This is a genomic window from Thermococcus sp. EP1 (assembly GCF_001317345.1).
Taxonomy (GTDB): Archaea; Methanobacteriota_B; Thermococci; order Thermococcales; family Thermococcaceae; genus Thermococcus_A.
The window spans coordinates 114694-132049 of record NZ_JXCG01000006.1; the positions used below are offsets into that span (position 1 = coordinate 114694).

20 protein-coding genes are annotated in these 17356 nt (G+C 40.4%); 10 read left to right on the forward strand and 10 right to left on the reverse strand.

What is annotated here, in order from left to right; translation table 11 throughout:
• Positions 1-115: 115 nt before the first annotated feature.
• Positions 116-958, reverse strand: coding sequence for a universal stress protein (locus tag EP1X_RS06325; RefSeq protein WP_055282800.1), 843 nt, complete (start codon positions 956-958; stop codon positions 116-118).
• A gap of 94 nt (positions 959-1052) precedes the next feature.
• Here EP1X_RS06325 and gcvT point away from each other — a divergent pair, with 94 nt between their 5' ends.
• On the forward strand, positions 1053-2246 hold the full coding sequence (gcvT, locus tag EP1X_RS06330; protein ID WP_055282802.1) for a glycine cleavage system aminomethyltransferase GcvT: 1194 nt from the start codon (positions 1053-1055) through the stop codon (positions 2244-2246).
• A gap of 3 nt (positions 2247-2249) precedes the next feature.
• On the opposite strand, the gene EP1X_RS06335 is transcribed toward gcvT, so the two are convergent.
• Complete coding sequence (locus EP1X_RS06335) at positions 2250-2825, reverse strand: cyclase family protein (protein ID WP_055282804.1); 576 nt, start codon at positions 2823-2825, stop codon at positions 2250-2252.
• Between the two features lie 92 nt (positions 2826-2917).
• Here EP1X_RS06335 and EP1X_RS06340 point away from each other — a divergent pair, with 92 nt between their 5' ends.
• The 6 genes from EP1X_RS06340 to EP1X_RS06365 all read left to right on the forward strand — a co-directional run bounded on the left by EP1X_RS06340 (position 2918) and on the right by EP1X_RS06365 (position 8379).
• Positions 2918-4183 carry an adenosylhomocysteinase gene (locus EP1X_RS06340; protein WP_055282805.1) on the forward strand — a complete coding sequence of 422 codons (1266 nt, stop codon included), beginning with the start codon at positions 2918-2920 and terminating at the stop codon, positions 4181-4183.
• A 167-nt stretch (positions 4184-4350) separates the two neighbouring features.
• Complete coding sequence (locus tag EP1X_RS06345; RefSeq protein ID WP_055282807.1) at positions 4351-5103, forward strand: nucleotidyltransferase domain-containing protein; 753 nt, start codon at positions 4351-4353, stop codon at positions 5101-5103.
• Between the two features lie 2 nt (positions 5104-5105).
• Complete coding sequence (gene tsaA, locus EP1X_RS06350) at positions 5106-5738, forward strand: tRNA (N6-threonylcarbamoyladenosine(37)-N6)-methyltransferase TrmO (protein WP_055282809.1); 633 nt, start codon at positions 5106-5108, stop codon at positions 5736-5738.
• Positions 5739-5803: 65 nt separating this feature from the next.
• Positions 5804-6658, forward strand: coding sequence for an alpha/beta hydrolase (locus EP1X_RS06355; RefSeq protein ID WP_082391507.1), 855 nt, complete (start codon positions 5804-5806; stop codon positions 6656-6658).
• Positions 6659-7588, forward strand: a complete 930-nt coding sequence (locus EP1X_RS06360; RefSeq protein ID WP_055282810.1) for a hypothetical protein — start codon at positions 6659-6661, stop codon at positions 7586-7588.
• Positions 7588-8379, forward strand: coding sequence for a hypothetical protein (locus EP1X_RS06365; RefSeq protein WP_055282812.1), 792 nt, complete (start codon positions 7588-7590; stop codon positions 8377-8379). Before EP1X_RS06360 ends, EP1X_RS06365 begins: the two co-directional genes overlap by 1 nt.
• On the opposite strand, the gene EP1X_RS06370 is transcribed toward EP1X_RS06365, so the two are convergent.
• Both EP1X_RS06370 and EP1X_RS06375 read right to left on the reverse strand, forming a co-directional pair.
• Positions 8376-9395, reverse strand: a complete 1020-nt coding sequence (locus tag EP1X_RS06370) for an adenylosuccinate synthetase (RefSeq protein WP_055282814.1) — start codon at positions 9393-9395, stop codon at positions 8376-8378. The genes EP1X_RS06365 and EP1X_RS06370 overlap by 4 nt on opposite strands.
• 91 nt (positions 9396-9486) lie before the next feature.
• Positions 9487-11160 carry a DUF4932 domain-containing protein gene (locus EP1X_RS06375; protein ID WP_055282816.1) on the reverse strand — a complete coding sequence of 558 codons (1674 nt, stop codon included), beginning with the start codon at positions 11158-11160 and terminating at the stop codon, positions 9487-9489.
• A gap of 138 nt (positions 11161-11298) precedes the next feature.
• Between EP1X_RS06375 and EP1X_RS06380 the strand changes: the two genes are divergently transcribed.
• Genes EP1X_RS06380 through EP1X_RS06390 form a run of 3 tightly spaced genes read left to right on the forward strand, consistent with a single transcriptional unit; the run spans position 11299 to position 13951 of the window.
• The gene (locus tag EP1X_RS06380) at positions 11299-12222 is read left to right on the forward strand and encodes an SDR family oxidoreductase (RefSeq protein WP_055282818.1); all 924 of its coding nucleotides are present in this window, start codon (positions 11299-11301) and stop codon (positions 12220-12222) included.
• On the forward strand, positions 12222-12995 hold the full coding sequence (locus EP1X_RS06385; protein WP_055282820.1) for a hypothetical protein: 774 nt from the start codon (positions 12222-12224) through the stop codon (positions 12993-12995). The genes EP1X_RS06380 and EP1X_RS06385 overlap by 1 nt, the downstream gene beginning before the upstream one ends.
• A gap of 8 nt (positions 12996-13003) precedes the next feature.
• Positions 13004-13951 carry a hypothetical protein gene (locus tag EP1X_RS06390; RefSeq protein WP_055282821.1) on the forward strand — a complete coding sequence of 316 codons (948 nt, stop codon included), beginning with the start codon at positions 13004-13006 and terminating at the stop codon, positions 13949-13951.
• Here EP1X_RS06390 and pfdA read toward each other — a convergent pair.
• The 6 genes from pfdA to EP1X_RS06420 all read right to left on the reverse strand — a co-directional run bounded on the left by pfdA (position 13932) and on the right by EP1X_RS06420 (position 17241).
• Complete coding sequence (gene pfdA, locus EP1X_RS06395) at positions 13932-14375, reverse strand: prefoldin subunit alpha (RefSeq protein ID WP_055282823.1); 444 nt, start codon at positions 14373-14375, stop codon at positions 13932-13934. The genes EP1X_RS06390 and pfdA overlap by 20 nt on opposite strands.
• 62 nt (positions 14376-14437) lie before the next feature.
• Positions 14438-14674, reverse strand: coding sequence for a 50S ribosomal protein L18Ae (gene rpl18a, locus EP1X_RS06400; RefSeq protein ID WP_055282825.1), 237 nt, complete (start codon positions 14672-14674; stop codon positions 14438-14440).
• Between the two features lie 6 nt (positions 14675-14680).
• Positions 14681-15367, reverse strand: a complete 687-nt coding sequence (locus tag EP1X_RS06405) for a translation initiation factor IF-6 (RefSeq protein WP_055282827.1) — start codon at positions 15365-15367, stop codon at positions 14681-14683.
• Positions 15368-15407: 40 nt separating this feature from the next.
• Positions 15408-15668, reverse strand: coding sequence for a 50S ribosomal protein L31e (locus EP1X_RS06410; protein ID WP_055282829.1), 261 nt, complete (start codon positions 15666-15668; stop codon positions 15408-15410).
• 6 nt (positions 15669-15674) lie between these two features.
• Positions 15675-15830, reverse strand: a complete 156-nt coding sequence (locus EP1X_RS06415; RefSeq protein WP_055282831.1) for a 50S ribosomal protein L39e — start codon at positions 15828-15830, stop codon at positions 15675-15677.
• Positions 15831-16038: 208 nt separating this feature from the next.
• The gene (locus EP1X_RS06420) at positions 16039-17241 is read right to left on the reverse strand and encodes an MFS transporter (RefSeq protein ID WP_055282832.1); all 1203 of its coding nucleotides are present in this window, start codon (positions 17239-17241) and stop codon (positions 16039-16041) included.
• Positions 17242-17356: the final 115 nt, after the last annotated feature.

Consider the following 17356-nt stretch of genomic DNA (forward strand, 5'->3'; position numbering starts at 1 on the left):
TTGTGTATTTTTCATAACTCTAAAGGTTTTTAAACTCAGAGAAAAAAGAAATAATGACCGATGATGGCAACAGGGTAGCTACCGAATTTGATGTGGAAGCCGTTCCAGTCTGAGGTTATTCACATGGCACCAGGAGTACTGGGAGTTTTGAATCCCTCACGACTCTTTCTGCGGTACTTCCAAGCAAAAGGTCTTTTATAACACTCCTACCTTTCTTACCTACAACTATAAGTGAAGAATCTTTTGCTAGGGCTGTTCCAAGAATTGAGTGAGATGCAATCCCGGTTAAGACTTCCGTCTTACTTGGGACCTTGAAGAATTTTGCAAATTCTCTTAGCTTAACTTTAGCACTTTCAATATTCCTTTCTAGCTCCTCATGCTTTCCATAATCGACCACATGAATTAGGGTGACCTCTTCAATGAGCTCCTCAAACTTCTTTACAGCATTTATAACCTTTTCAGAACACTCAGAAAAGTCCACAGCAATAAGAGGTCTCTTAAAAATTTCTTTACAGTTTGACAGACACTTAATTTCTTCTTTCTCTTCATCCCATTCATATTTCACAACTAGTACTGGTTTCTTTGTGGCCCTGACAAGATTCGAAGCAGTGCTTCCTAAAAACATCTGCCTAAGAATATTTTCACCCTTAGAGGGTATAACAACAAGATCTACATTGTTTTCCTGTGCAATCTCAGCGATTTCAAGAGAAGGTATGCCAATTTTCACTATTGGATTTACCTCGATGCCCTTAGCTCTGATTTCTTCAGCAATCCGATTAAGTTCTCCTTCATCTATTTTCATAAGTTCTATTGCCTCTATATCTGTAGCAGTTATATCAACTATGTGGACTAAATATAATTCCTTAGCCCCTACCTCAAAGAGCTGAGGAATACAATTCTTAAGGGCATGCCTCGAGACCTCAGAGAAGTCAGTTGGAAACAACACTTTTTCAAACATGTGACCACCAAATATATATTCGTCTTTCATGTATTTAGGTCTTTAGGAAAGAAAACATTATATTTGGGAGGGAATATTCTATGGTGGTGATACTATGAAGAGGGTACACATCTTTGACTGGCATAAGGAGCATGCAAAGAAGGTGGAGGAATTCGCAGGCTGGGAAATGCCCATTTGGTACTCAAGCATAAAAGAAGAACACTTAACCGTTAGAAATGGGGTTGGGATCTTTGACGTATCTCACATGGGTGAGATATTCTTTAAAGGAAAAGACGCCCTCAAGTTTCTCCAGTATGTCACAACAAACGATATCTCAAGACCACCAGCAATAAGCGGTACCTACAGCCTTGTTCTTAATGAAAGAGGGGCCGTTAAAGACGAGACCCTCGTGTTTAATATGGGCAACGATACATATATGATGGTATGTGACAGCGATGCTTTTGAGAAACTCTATGCATGGTTTACTTCAATCAAAGGCGCAATTGAGCAATACACAGACCTTGATCTCGAAATCGAAAACAAAACTTATGACTACGTAATGTTTTCAATTCAAGGGCCAAAAGCAAAAGATGTTGCCATGGAGCTATTCGGAATTGATATTAATCAGCTATGGTGGTTCCAAGCCAAAGAAGTCGAGCTTGATGGCATAAAAATGATTCTCTCAAGAAGTGGTTACACTGGAGAGAACGGTTTTGAGGTTTACTTCGAAGATGTAAATCCATATCATCCCGATGAAAGCAAGCGTGGAAAGCCCGAGAAAGCCCTCTACGTGTGGGAAAAGATCCTTGAAGTTGGGCAAAAATATGGTATAAAACCTGCTGGCTTAGGTGCAAGGGATACTTTGAGACTTGAGGCTGGATATACACTTTACGGCAATGAGACAAAGGAACTCCAGCTTTTAAGCACTGACATAGACGAGGTTACTCCATTACAGGCCAACCTTGACTTTGCAATCTTCTGGGACAAGGACTTTATCGGCAAAGAGGCCCTGCTAAGGCAAAAAGAGATAGGACTACCTTCAAAGATGGTACACTTTAAGATGGTGGATAAAGGAATTCCAAGAGCAGGCTATAAAGTGTACGCAGAAGGCAAAGAGATCGGAGAAGTTACAAGTGGAACAATGTCTCCGTTGCTTGGTGTTGGAATAGGAATAGCGTTCGTTAAACCAGAATACGCCAAACCAGGGGTAGAGATTGAGATTGAAGTAAGAGGACAAAAGAAGAAGGCCTTAACAGTTGCCCCACCCTTCTATGACCCCAAGAAATATGGAGCATTTAGGGAGGAGTGATTCCTACTTTTCTTTTATTATTGCAAAAGCCCTAACTGGACTGCCCGAGCCATTTTTGATTTTTAATGGGACTCCTATAAAAGTAAACTCTTTTCCAATGAGCTTTTCTAAGTTTACAAGGTTTTCAAAGATAACCACTTCATTAGCCAGCAGAACACGATGAGCTCTGAAGTCTCTATCTATACTGGGCTTATCTATCCCAATGGCCTTGATACCAAGGTTGACTAAGTGCTTTGCACTTTCTTCACTTAGATAAACTTCTGCTCCATTGGTATACAATAGTAATATTTCAGGGTTTTCTGTTATATCCTCGGGTAATATCTCCCTGTCCAGTTTTGAAACATCAATAACTGCGCCTTCTCCAATAAATTTGTCTAGTGGCATCTCATCTATCGTTTTGCATCCTTTAATGAAATGTGCAGGGGCATCAACATGAGTTCCACTATGTTCTCCCATAAAAAGCGTGTTCATATAGTAGCCGTCTTTTTCAATAGTACTCCACGCTTTTATCTCCACCTTTGGATCTCCGGGATAAACAAGGATATTCTCGCTAAGCTCCATACTTAGATCAATTATCATTATTCACATCCCCCTACCACTCCTCACTCTTTACTTTTGCCATAATAATCACCTTTTTAACCCTTTAACCTTATCCCCAAAACGGTGATGACATGAAGTGTAGTAAAGATTACTGTGTGAAGGACATCAAACTAGCCCCAGAAGGAGAGAAGAAGATTGATTGGGTATCGAGGTTTATGCCTGTTCTCCAGAACATAAGAAAAGAATTTGAACAAGAGAAACCCTTCAAAGGAGTCAAGATTGCCACAACTCTTCACCTCGAAATGAAGACTGCATTTTTGCTTTTGACCCTAAAAGCAGCCGGTGCTGAAGTGTCTGCAGCAGCCAGCAATCCTCTAAGTACTCAAGATGATGTTGTAGCTGCTTTAGCTAAAAACGGAGTAAAGGTTTATGCCATAAGAGGGGAAAGCAGAGAGGAATACTATGAGTTCATGCACAGAGCTCTCGATATTGAGCCGAACATCATCATAGATGACGGTGCTGATATGGTAAGCACAGTCCTCAGAGAAAGACAAGAACTTATAGAAAACCTATGGGGTGCAAGCGAAGAGACCACAACAGGTGTGATAAGACTTAGAGCAATGGAAAAGGATGGAGTGCTTAGATTCCCAATCATAGCTGTTAATGATTCCTACACCAAATACCTCTTTGACAACCGCTACGGAACTGGTCAATCAACATGGGACGGTATACTTAGGAGCACAAACCTTCTTATAGCTGGTAAAAACGTCGTTGTAGTTGGCTATGGCTGGTGTGGAAGAGGAATAGCCATGAGAGCTAAAGGTCTTGGGGCCACAGTAATTGTTGTTGAAACTGATCCAATTAGGGCCTTAGAGGCAAGGATGGATGGATTTTTAGTCATGTCAATGAGCGAAGCTGCCAAAGTAGGAGATATATTCGTAACCTCAACCGGAAACATAAACTGTATCAGGAAAGAGCACTTCGAGGTCATGAAAGACGGAGTAATAATGGCAAACGCTGGCCACTTCGATGTTGAGATAAGCAAGCCAGACTTGGAGAGCTTAGCTGTGGAGATAAACAATCCAAGGCCACACATCACGGAGTACAAGCTCAAAGATGGAAGGAGGCTATACCTCCTGGCGGAAGGGCGTTTAGTGAACTTAGCAGCAGCTGATGGACACCCAGCTGAAATTATGGACATGAGCTTCGCTTTGCAAGCGATGGCTGCAAAATACATCAGGGACAACCACGAGAAGCTCGAAAACAAGGTCTACGTCCTTCCAAGGGAGATTGACGAGATGGTCGCGAGGATTAAGCTCAAAGCCATGGGCATTGAGATTGAAAAGCTAACGGAAGAGCAAAAGCAATACTTGGAGAGCTGGGAGCACGGAACCTAGTTGTATTGTTTTTGTCGCTTTTGATTTTCTATTTTCTTGCCTATACTGTTATTTAGATACCTAACAGAAACTTTGGGCCTTCTGTACATATCTTTTTTGATTCAGAAATGTGCAAAACACCACAAGGTTAATTAAATAATAGAGTAAGGCTTGATTGGGGAGCAAAAATGAACTGGCAACTCGCTTTAGAAAAGTTCCTTGAGGAATGGAAGGGAAAAGACTTTGTTGAGGCTGCTCTGCTCACGGGGAGCTATGCGATAGGTATGGAAACTAAGTACTCTGACGTCGATGTTTACATCATCCTTTCAGACAGTATCGATTGGCGTGAGCGAGGAAATAAAGTAATTGACGGAGTTTTAATTGAATACTTTGTAAACCCGGTGAAGCAGATTAAGCATTACTTTAAGAAAGAATTTAAGGAAAATGGTAGGAGTACTGCGAGGATCGTTGCAATTAGCAAAGTTCTGTTTGATAAGACCGGCATAACTGAAGAACTCAAAAGAGAAGCGCTAGAGTACATGGAAAAGCCTTTTGAGAAGCCGGATGCAGTTTGGGTGGAAATTGCCAAGTACTCCCTCTGGGACATGCTTGATGGTCTGATGGATGCAAAAGAGAGAAACGACCCAAGTTTTAACCACCTTTATCACTTAACTCTTAACCACGCCCTCCATGTTTACTCAAAGTTCCTCTGCGTTGAGACCCCTCCAGCAAGTAAGGTCTATCGTTTATTTACCGATGAGAAGTTTAGGAAGGCATATATGTTTGAGTCTTTTCCGGATGAAAAGTTTGTTACACTGTTTTTGAATGCTATGCAGGAAGAAAAACTTGAAACATTAGAAAAACTCGTCGTATATGTCTTCGAAAAGATGGGAGGATTTAACATCGATGGCTGGCGTTTAAAAACAAGAACGGAGGTTTAGAGATGGAAAAATTCAAGCTAATTCCAATCGGAAGAGTTCATAAAGACAGCGAAACGTTCCTCGAAATCTACCCCGAGTTCGCTGAGGCCCTTGAAGGCCTAAACGAAGGTGATTGGATTAAGCTAATTTTGTGGTTCCATGAGAGTGATACGCCGGAAAAAAGAAAAATCCTAAAAGTTCATCCATACAACAACCCAGAAAATCCCCTTAAAGGTGTCTTTGCTACGCGCTCACCCGTTAGACCGAATCCCCTTGCGATTTATGCCCTCAAAATACATCGTATTGAAAGAAACAGACTTTATATAGACTGGATCGACGCCAACGACGGTACACCGATAGTAGACATAAAGATACTTGTAGAGAGGTTTGATTGTCCTAGAGAAATGTCAATCGATGAACAAGAGCTTGATATTCCTTCATCACGACAGATTGGCGAGATAAACTTAATTCCAAAGAAGAGCGAATTTCTTCATCCTAAAGAAATCAGCCCAGAGAAATACAATGCACTCGTTTTGGAGCTTGGTTCTAAAACGACAATACTAACCGCCAAAGATCTGGTAGAACTAATTAGGGCATTAAAAGAATTTTATGACAGGCTACCAGTAGAAATAAAAGATAAGTTAAAACTCGAATAGTGCACCACAATGTGCCATAAGGTACATTTTTAAACTTTTATATTCAAATTTTTATGGTGTCTCCTATGCTATATAAAGCTCAATTTGGAAACCCTGAGAAAGGATGGGTCGTTCTCGTACACGGTCTCGGAGAGCATAGTGGGCGATATGATAAGCTTATAAAAATGCTCAACAACGCTGGTTTTGCACTTTATACTTTCGATTGGCCTGGTCATGGCAAAAGTGGAGGAAAAAGAGGACATGCAACCATAGAACAGGCGATGGAGATAATAGATAGTATCATTGAGGAAATTGGGGAAAAGCCCTTCATTTTTGGCCACAGCCTTGGTGGTCTTACTGTAATAAGATATGCTGAAACAAGACCTAACCGTATTCAAGGACTTATAGCATCCTCCCCTGCTTTAGCTAAAAGTCCCAAGACACCAAGCTTTATGGTACCTCTCGCTAAGGTACTGGGAACTTTAATTCCTACCATAACTCTTAGCAATGGACTGGACCCAAAGTTCCTCTCAAGAAACAAAGAGGCTGTTAAGAAATATGTAGAGGATGAGTTAGTTCACGACAGAATCTCTGCTGCACTTGGAAAAAGTGTTTTTGAGAACATGAAAAAAGCGCATCAAGAGGCTGAAAAGATAAAAGTTCCTGTTTTACTCCTTATTGGAACTGCAGATATAATAACTCCTCCAGAAGGAGCAATAAAGTTTTTTGAACGACTCAAAGTTGAAGACAAGAGCATCAAAAAATTTAATGGTGCATATCATGAAATATTTGATGACCCAGAATGGGGAGAAGAATTTCACAACACAATAGTGAAATGGCTTCTTGAACATGTGAAGGGCCCAAAAGAGAGCCATGCCCCAGTGAACTCTGAAGAACTCCTATTAATCCCTGAGGCAGGAAAAATAGAGAAGATGATATAAATGAAAAAGTTGGTCCTAGAGTCCTACGAAATAAAATTTCTCACAGGGCTATTCATGGCCTTCCTAATCCTCCTTCTCCTTATCATCTCTGTGATATTATTTACACTTGTAAGGAGTGGGGCTTCCCGAGAAGCCTTCCTTGGAGTGTTGGCATATCTGGTATTCGCGGTAATTGTGATGAGTATTCTGGCCTTTTGCCTGAAGAAAATAAGAGAAGGACCCAAAAAGGCCACTCTACTAGCTAAACAAACAATCTTCGAGGGGAATCGTTTAGTCTTCCCCATAGAACTTGAATTTGAGTACGGTAGAATGGAGCTTCTCAACTCTCCTGAAAGAATGGGTTCGAAAAAGGAGTTCAAGGTTATAGAAAGAAAAAAGACTTCAATCTTTGAATTTCCAGAGAAAGAGTTCAAATTCGTGGCTACTTACGAAAAAGGATTTGCCAGCTTTCCAGCGATTAAAATACTAACAAGGGCCTATGAAAGAACAGTACTCCTCTTCATGACCAATAAAGGGAAAGTAACTGTCAAAAAGCTCATCGCACCTTCAATTCTAAGGAGCAATATGAACGTTGAGATAAGGGGAGAAGAAAAAGAGTTAGTAGGAAGGCTTTATAAACTACCAAACCAACGAGAGAAGGTTGAGATATTTTTAAGTGCCCCCGAGACTCCTGAAACTAATGTAAAGATAGCAGATTCCTCAGCGGAAGAGTTTAGATACTCCATGGTTCCAAACGAAAGAGTTGTAATATTCAGTTCCTACGGAAGTTTGAGTGTAGAAAACCTGCTAAGAACTTTGAACTTTTCAAAAATTGTCCTTGGACATGGGGAATTCCTCTTGAAGTTCAAGCTACCAAAACCTAGAAGAAAAGAACTAGCTTCTTATAAATTCGAAGTCGAACTTAAAGAAGGAGAAAGGTGGGGAGTCTGATGCTGATCGACACTTTTCCCTGTTTCCTAAAGTACTGGGATGGGAGTAAAGATTCATGGATTGAGTACATTAAAAACTACCCAGAACTCTTTGAGAAAATAAAGTGGGACTATGAGCGTTATAAGATGGATTGGCATGAATATCTAAAACTCCTCTCCAAAAGAAGTGCTGATGAACTGAAGCTTGCCCATGAGAATCTTTTGAAGATTCTTCCTGAAGTGGAAGAAGAAGTGAAGAAGCTATTTGATGTTCCGGATTATAATATCGTCATCTACGTCGGTCTTGAAAATGGAGCTGGATGGGTCACAGAATTTAATGGAAAGCCTTCAATCCTCTTCGGCCTTGAGGCCATTGCCGAGCTTGGATGGTACAAAAAGCTTAAGGGCCTTGCTGCACATGAATTCGGCCACTTAATTCACTGGCTGTTAAGAAAAGAAAATGTAGAAAACCTTGAAGATGAACAAATAATGTGGCTTTACACAGAAGGATTTGCTCAGAGGATTGAAGACTTAATAAGCGGAAGACCGTGGCATCTCGAAGAAAAGGGTTGGTTTGAGTGGTGTGAGGGGAATGAAGAAGTTATCAAAAAAGAATTTTTAAGAAGAGTTGAAGAAAAAGAGCCTTTAAATCCATTCTTTGGTTCCTGGTACACCCTTTTTGGACAACAATACCTAGGCTACTATCTTGGCTACAAATTCATCTGTCGGCTTGAACAAGAGTACTCACTAGAAGAGATTGCAACAATGGAAAAAGAAGTAATTAAAAGAAAAATTCTGGAGTTTCTTCACTAAATATTTTCTCTTAAGTCAATTATGTGCTCAAGCTCAGGCCCTGTCTTTATCAGCCCAACAGGAACGCCTACCTTCTCCTCTATTTCTGCTATGAAATCCTTTGCTTTCTTTGGAAGCTTGTCAAACTCTGTGACTCCAAATGCCTCTTTGTCATATTTGTCGAGCATTGTGATTGCTAGCATTGTAGCACCATTTATTTTGGCTGAATAGCGTGCAAATTCAAAGTCAAACCATCCTACTCTTCTTCTCCTTCCCGTAACTGTGCCGTATTCAACAAGGCCCATGCGATCTGCCTCTTCTTCACTCATCTCTGTGGGGAATGGCCCAGCACCAACCCTCGTTGGAAAGCTCTTAAAGACCACTATTACATCGTCAACTCTCGTTGGCCCTATTCCAACGTCACTGGCCATTGCAGAGGCCGAAGTGTCTTTAGAAGTAACGTAGGGATAGCTTCCGTAATAGAGACTTAATCCAAATCCCTGTGTCCCTTCAACCAAAACAAGCTTGCCTTCGTCAAGGGCATCGTTGACCTCTTGAGCAACATCTGTTAGATAAGGTTCAAGTTCTTTAAGGTCTTTTACCTGCTTAGCTTTCCTTAATGCTCTATCTGCATTTGCAGGCCCACAGCCAGAGCCAGTAGTTCCTATTTTCCCATGGAGATAACCATTACTCCGGTCAAGCTCTTTATGCCCTGGTTCAATTACAGTACAACGATAGTCAAGGCCTACCCTTCCCTCGACATTAAAGTCCTTTAAGTGTTCAAGTTCATGGAAGAAAACCTCAGGATCAACTAAAACTCCAGCCCCAACTAGAAGTCTTGCATTTTCATTCATAAACCCCGTAGGAAGTTGTCTTACCGCATATTTTTTCCCGTTTATAAAAACGCTGTGTCCAGCGTTTGTTCCTACTCCGCCCCTTGCTATGACCTCTGGTTTATCGTGTATCGCGAGATAAGCGATTATTGAACCTTTTCCTTCATCTCCCCATTGACCACCAACAACTATGTAGCTTGGCATGGCTCCTTACCCATAGTTAAGAGAATAACATCTTTAAAACAGTTTCGGATAAGGCAAATGGTGAAAATTAACAGAAATATGTCAAACTCTTTTAACCACTAGGCACATAAAATCCGACTTCTGTGTAGTTGCCGCTTTCAATGCCGTAACTACGAGGATAGGCCCTGAAGTCTTTTGCTAGTCTTCTGGTAGAGTATCTATCCACTCCAGCTATTATTGCTAAAAGGTTTTCCTCGTTCCAAGGATTCCTTATGACCTCAACAACTCCCAGAGGATAACCATGAATGATTTTACTCCTTTCCTTAAGTTCCGTATAAACCTCTTTTTCAATAGCGAAACTTGTAAAAGTTTCAAAGTTAGTTACATTCTTCTCTAAAATCCATGAGCCGTTGAAGACAAATTTCAGGGGAAGAGTTGTTAGGTTTTGCACTATCCCATTTGCCGCTGGTCCTCCAATGAGTACGAGGTTTTGCTTTAGATCTTCTTCGTTTAGCTCGTTCTCAGCTTTTACGGTAATTTTTGGCTTGCCGTTGTAAAGCCTCCAGATATCATCTTCTTCTATAAGCTCTTTGAGCATAAAAGCAGTCTCTTTGTCATACTCTATGCCGTTAGGATCAGGATTTTTAGCTCCATATACTATTATGACTTCCCCTTCCAAATAACCTCTGTCAAAAAGTCTAAACCCACTGGGTGGAACTCTCTTCTCAAAGTATTCACTAACGTTTTCCGGAGTTGCCCATTCTTTCATGTGCTCTATTAACCTTGGGATATAATCCTCAAAGGTCTCACTTGTCTTCTTCGAACTCTCAAAAATCTCAAACTCTCCCATTAAATCCCTAACCAGGTAGTATCCCAGTGTATGATCCCTTAAGACAAAGTATTTTGGGAGATCATGAACAAGTTCGTGCTTAAAGTTCAGGAGGAGATAATTTGTTAATGCCTCCACAAGGTTCTCAGAGAGATAGACATAGTTTGTATCAAAGTGCTTGTCATAAGTTGCATAAGCGATCTCACTCCTAACCTCCTGAAGGTAATACTCAAGCTCCGAAAATTCGGATAAGTACTTTGAAACAAGAGGGTTGATAAACGTGTGAGAATACTCGTGAGTGGCCAAGAAAAGGTAAGAAATCGTGGAGTAGGATTCAGGCATAAAAGCAACGTAGCCAAAATAATACGCAACTTCACCAATCACTCTGCTCCCAGGGTGAATTCTCAAGGAATAGGAGAGAGCTATGTGAAAAGTCTTATACTGATATCCAAATAACTCCTCGAACTCTTGAAAGAGCTCTGAAGTGAGTGCTCTTTTGGCCGGCTCTAAAACTTTCTCGTATTCTCCTCTATGGGCCTCATAGAATTCCATAAAGTTGCTCTCCTTTGCAAAACTCGCGAGAGCTCTATAAAACTCACTTAAAATAGGGTCATTTTCACTCATATTGCCAAGATAGGGCGTAGATGTCAGTTTTGCCGCAAATCCATTTATTGAGTAGTCTCTCATATAGTGAGGCAAATCTTTAGGAATTGTCTCTCTCATCAAATACACAGCAGGATGATCTCTGTAGGAATCAAAATATGTCAAAACATCGCTAATATATCTCTGAGGAGCTATTATAAATGGGTCGCTCCCGTTAAATGCTAAGATATACACAACAGCAAAAAGCTCAAGGTTTGGATTTACCTCAATGATTATTTCAGGAGCTTCTGCAGAGGCTTGAGGAAAGGTAGAGACAATAACAATGAAGAATAACACAAAGGATGCTCTCTTCATGGCCTCACCTTAATTTGTTGGAAAAGAAGATAAAAAATGTTTCTCCCTCACGAAATGCTATTCATCTTATTTAACCACTATCTGGTAGGTTCCATAAATTATAAATTCCCCAAGAAGAATTTAGAGTGAGGGAAAGCCATGATAAAAAACAAACTCATTGTTGTCACAGGAGGAGCTGGCTTTATAGGTTCACACATCGCCGAGGAGCTTAGCAAAGATAATGATGTTATAGTTATTGATAATCTTTATGCTGGTAAAATCAAGAATATTCCACCAAATGTAAAGTTCATTCAAGCTGATATTAGGGATTACAAAAGCATAGCGGAGCTGATTTCTCAAGCAGATTACGTCTTTCATGAGGCGGCTCTTGTGAGTGTGGTTGAGAGTGTAGAAAGACCACTCTTGACAGAAGAAATAAACGTTCTAGGCACATTAAATATTTTAAAAGCCTTGAGTGATGGACATGGGAAACTAATCTTTGCTTCCTCCGCAGCTGTCTATGGGGATAACCAGAACTTACCCCTAAAAGAGAGTGAAAAGCCTAAACCTCTCTCGCCCTATGGGATAACAAAAGTCTCTGCTGAGTATTACTGCAAAGTCTTTTATGAGCTCTATGGAGTCCCAACCGTAAGCTTGAGATACTTCAACGTCTTTGGGGAGAGACAAGGGTATAACCAGTATGCCGGGGTTATAAGCATCTTTATCAACAGAGCCCTTAAAGGAGATCCCCTCATTATCTACGGCGATGGAAAGCAGACAAGAGACTTCATCTATGTTAAGGATGTTGTTAAGGCCAACATACTGGCAGCTGAGAGCAGTAAAACAAATGGGAGAGTATTCAATGTCGCAAAGGGAGAGAGAACAACTATTTTAGAGCTCGCCCTTAAAATCATCGAGGTTACAGATTCTTCAAGCTCAATACTCTTTGACAAGCCAAGACCCGGCGATATAAAGCACAGTCAAGCCGATATAAGTGAAATTAAAAAGCTTGGTTTTAAGCCAGAATATTCCCTCGAAGAAGGTCTCTTGAAGACCATAGAATGGTATCGGGGGAAAACCTAATGAGAAAAATAACCCTTGTCCCCGATTCCAAACTCTCATTTTTAAAACGAAAGACAAAAAGACTCGTACAGTCTTTCTCTCAGAACATCACCTTAGAAGACAACATTATCCTTCTCTCTAAAGAAGAGAAAATCAAGAAAGGAACTCTCTTATGTTCCAGTAGTATAGTAATTGGAAAACGCGTGGGTGGAAAACATTATGATGGCATACTATTTTTGGTTTCAAGAAAATTTAAGGAAGAGGAAAAAATAACAACAAATGAGTTGCCATTAGAACCAAAAGAATATCGAGTTGAAGTAGACGTTAGTGGTGCTGGAAGAGTTGAATTGCCTGGATTCAGCCTTGATAATGGAATTTTGATTCTCTATATTTTTCCAAAATATGTATTTCAATTTCCTCAAGCGAGTCTAATGCTTTCAACTTCTCAAGATCTCGCCCAAATCACCTTCAATCCGACTCAATTTGGCTTTAAAGGTAGAGTTTCACTAAATCTCGAAGATGCTGAGGAGGTGGAAGTAATACTCAAAGGGGATAACACGAGGGAATTACTTTTCTGGGGAGATGAAGAGGGAGAATTTAACTATGAGTTTATCAAAGAGCCTATTCTACTAATCTCTCATGAAAGTTTGATCACTCCAAAAGAACTTGCAAATGCTTTTGGAAAAGCCTCCTTAATAAGTGGACATGGGGAATTTGAAGTTGAAGCTAAGCTTAAATACCCTCTAAAGAAGGCCATAAGAGAAAATATAAAATTTAGTGTATCTTTAGGGTGAGAACTATAATGAGGATAATAATCTTAATGGGAAAAACCAAAGTTCTGTACTTTGTTCTGCTATTTGGAATACTTATCACCGTTCCCATAGGTGTAATAGTACTCAAAAACCCTACAATTCCCATAATGTATCGAGCTGGAGTACTTGGATTCATTGCCCTTTGGGTTGGTTTAATGAGTTTTGTCATTTATCGCTCAAGAAAGTCCTTTGAAAAAGTAAAGAATATCAAAGAAATCATTTCCATCAGCGAGAATGAAATAAGTTTTCTAAAACCCTTGAGAGCAGAAGTTGGATATTTTGATGCTTATGCTTACTGGAGTTCAAGCGGGAAGAGCAGGCACTATCATGTATTCAAGAGTTTTCTAAAGGAAAGTGAAGAAGCACTAAGCTCCTTTAAATTTGAAACAAAACCATTTTTACTGTCAATAGCCCAAGATGGCGAAGGAGACGTGCATTTGCCCGGAATTAGAATCCTAGATAAAGAATACAAAGACATCATAATTCTTCACGCCAAGCCAAATTACAAAATATTACTCCCACAGGAAAGTTTTAGTGTATCAACTGAGAAAGACTTTGCTGAGGCCAAAGTTGAAACTACCCAAAATGGAATCAAAATCATCATCCAAGCAAATCTCAACAGGGCCCGAAGGGCTAAGATTGAACTGATATCAAAACACAACAGAATCGTCAAAGAACCTATAGGAGAAACTAAAGATTTTGGAATATTTGAATATGCCTTCCCAGCAGAACCAATAGTAATAATAGGCCACTATGAGAATACAACTCCTCTTGAGATCCTTAGAGCTGGAAAGTTCGGAAGGATAATAGCAGGGCATGGAAAGTTTTTCCTTAGACTTGCACTGGATATACCCTTCAAACCAGACGTGAAAGAAGAAGTTGAATTTGAGGTGTTTCCAGAGAAAGAAGAAAAAGAGATCACTTCTTGGGGACTTTAAACCCCATGGCTTGCTCTTGTTGTAATTTTTGAGCCTTTTGGGCTAAGTTTTGGAGTTTGCCCTCAAGCTGCTGAAGAGCTTCCTGGGTCTTTTTTATAGCCTCATCATATTCTCTAATTCTCTCATCCAAGTACGTGATTGCATCATCAATGCTTTTTTCGATTGCATAGCCAGAACCTACACTAACAATTGCATTGTTCTTGTCCTCTATTTTTCCTTTCAGAAATGAACCTGCACCTATTGGAACCAGAATCTCGGGATTTTCTTCTTCAACGTTCTTCAGTCCTTCGAGTGTCTCTTTCACGGCTTGGAACTCATTCCTTCCAAGGGTTAAGAGTTCAAGGTTTTGAGCCAAAAGCTGTGCTTGTGCCTGTAAAAGCTGATACTCATAAGCCAACCTCTCAAGTTGTTCCCTATTCTCCATTTCCACCACCAAAAAGAATAACTAAAGAAGTTTTTAAGAGTGTTGGTAAAAAAGATAAAACATCAAGCGAGTTCCAAGGTAAGTCTCTTAACGATTGGGTTCTCAGCTTCCTCTGGTTTTATCTCTTCGATGCTCTCTATGACGATCTTTGACCTCTTAACACGGTGTTTGCTTCCAATTTCTGAAAAGACAAGCTCTTTAATATCTTCTGGCTTTAGGGCTCTGTATTCCTTGGTGAATTTGAATTTTCTCCCTTCCTTTTCAAAGATCCCCTTAACGCGGAATACCTTAACTTCCATTGCCCCTCACCCCAAAAATCCTAGTGCTTCTTCAATCTTAACTATTTCAGGACCCGTTGTAAGATGCCCAACGACAACACCAAAGGAATTTGCAATCATGCATGAGCCCACAAAGGGCACACCCATGTTGGCGGTTCCAACATAAAAATCAACTTTAAAGAGACCTTCGAGCCATTCAAGCTCTTCATCAGTAGCCTCCGGGTGGACTAATCCACCTTTGTTAGTGACGATTCCAACGCTTCCAACGGCATGATAGTTAGCTATTATTCCTCTTTCCACTTCAACATCAAATATGTCTTCAAACTGTTTTGCTTCTTCTCTTGTGAACTTCGCACTAATTAGAGCAGCTTTGTCGTTCACAAGGATCAAGTTTCCAAAGGCAGTTAACTTACTCAAGACTGGTTCCACACTAACATCAAAACCGTTTTCTCGTAGGGTAGTTCTAATTTTCTCGAGCTCCGTATCCCAGATATAGTAAGGAACAACAATTGCCCTTGAGTTAGCAACAGCAAAGATGCCAACTATCCTAGATTTCATTATGCTCGTCTCTATGATGGGGACTTTTAAAACTTCCCTTAACACATCAAGCTTCTTTTCTTGAAGGCCCTCTCTGATCAGGGCAAAGTTATCACTAGCTAACCCAAAAACTCCAAGGTACGGTGAATTCTCAAAGTCAAGTCTCTCAATGTGCATCTTCACACCCTCGGCCTTCCCTCATTGGAAAATATAAGAATCAAGCAAGGTGGACCTCAGCCACCTTAACGCCTTCTCTTTCCTCAATAGTGACCTTAACACGGAGCTTGCTTGGTGGCTTTTCTATTCCGCGCTCCCAGATTTTCTCGTTAACGTCTGTACCTATGATAACCTCATCTGCCTTTGTGTGTCTTGCTACAAACTCTCTAACGTAGCGAGCAGCTCTTGGTGCTCTCTTCCATCTTGGAACTATCTTTATGATCTTTCTAATCGGGACTACGTAAACTCTCTCCTCTGCCATCTCTCATCACTCCTTAAGCTTTGTTCTCCTCCAATATCTCCTCTTAGGATGAGTTAGGACTTTTCTATTTGTCTTTACAATAACCCACACAGGGACTCTCCTATTTTGCTTAGCTGCCTTTGCCAAACGAAGCTTTTTCGCTACAGGCTTGTTCCTTGCCATTCTTAATCCCTCCTTAATTTGTGAACGTGAAAATATGCCGGACTAATGGCCGGCTTAGCACAAGCGTATTTAAATTTTTGCTTTCACTCACATTCAAAAATTATAAGGTTAAAAAGCTTTTGATTAAGCTCCTATCCTTGCCTTAAAAATTACCTCCCTACCCCGATGTAAGATTTGAAAAAATGGCAAAAACAAAAAGAATGCAAATTTAAGCGTCCTCCCCAAGCTCCTCTACTGGCAATTTCATTCTTGAAACAGTAATCAAGATCAATATGCCCAAGAGTGGCATGAGGGCTAATTCCCCAAGTGCTAATGTCTCACTTTGCCTTGCAAGTGCTTCTGTTATAGAGGGAGCCACCGCATTAGCTGAATTGGATATTAATCCCAATGCAAAGGAAGCTCTTGGATATATGCTCCTTGGATATGTAGCAGGAGCGGACGTCCAAAAAGCTGGTCCTGTCCCTCGGAGGGCCCCTATAAGCCATACTGAAGCCAAAGCTAAAGAGTAACTCCCATCAAGCATGGCTTTGGAGTAAACCACCAAACCTACAAAAGATATTGCATAAGAGAGTATCATCACATGTACAATCGCGTTGAAAAGCCCCCTGGCAGTAGTGTTTCTTTTAGAAAGCTGAAATCCGACAAAGCCCATAACTATTGACCAAATAGCCTTTGAGATATTCAAAGTCGTGCTTAAGTTTGCCACTTGGCTTTTGTTCCATCCGAGCGCATAAGCTAGAGATGATGAGAAACCAACTATTGTGAAAATCACCCACAAGGCAGGGAAAAATGTAAATCCAAGGACCCAAGTAAATTTCATGCTCCAAATGTTAACTTTTGTACTTTTCTCGCTTTTGTGGACTATCTCAAAGTCTTCCGTAAATAACCACCATACTAAAAGAACAGCATACATTACAACAACAGTCACCAAAAATGCTGATTTCCAGCCAAGAGCGTTTACCAAATATTTGGCACTCATTGAACCAAAAACACCACCCCAAAAGATTCCAGAGAGGATTATACCTTTAGCAAATGGTCTCTCGGCCACAAAGTAGTTAGCTATCTGCGTACTAAACAGAGGCACTAAACTCACGACAAAACCCTGAATAAACCTTAAAAGTACCACTAGATGCCAATTTCCAACATAAGGAATCACAGCTTGCGGTATTGCAGCAAAACTAAGGGCTATAGCAACACTCCTCTTAAAACTCCCTTCATAAAGTTTTGTATGACCTAAAAGAAATGCTATAAAGAGACCAAAGACATAGGCTACATGTTGAAGATCGTAAGCCTCTCCACTTATTCCAAAGTGAGATATTATATCGGGTTTAGCTACACTCATCATACTCAGAGTTCCAAATCCAGCTGTCATTACAAGTGTATTCAGGATTACAGATTTCCAACGTTTCATTTTATCACCTCACGACTTTCCGATGAGCAACACAAAGGAGATAAGGATTACACCATCCCTACTGAACAAGTTTAAATTTAAAAATCTTTTCACACGAACAAATCTTAAGAAAAAG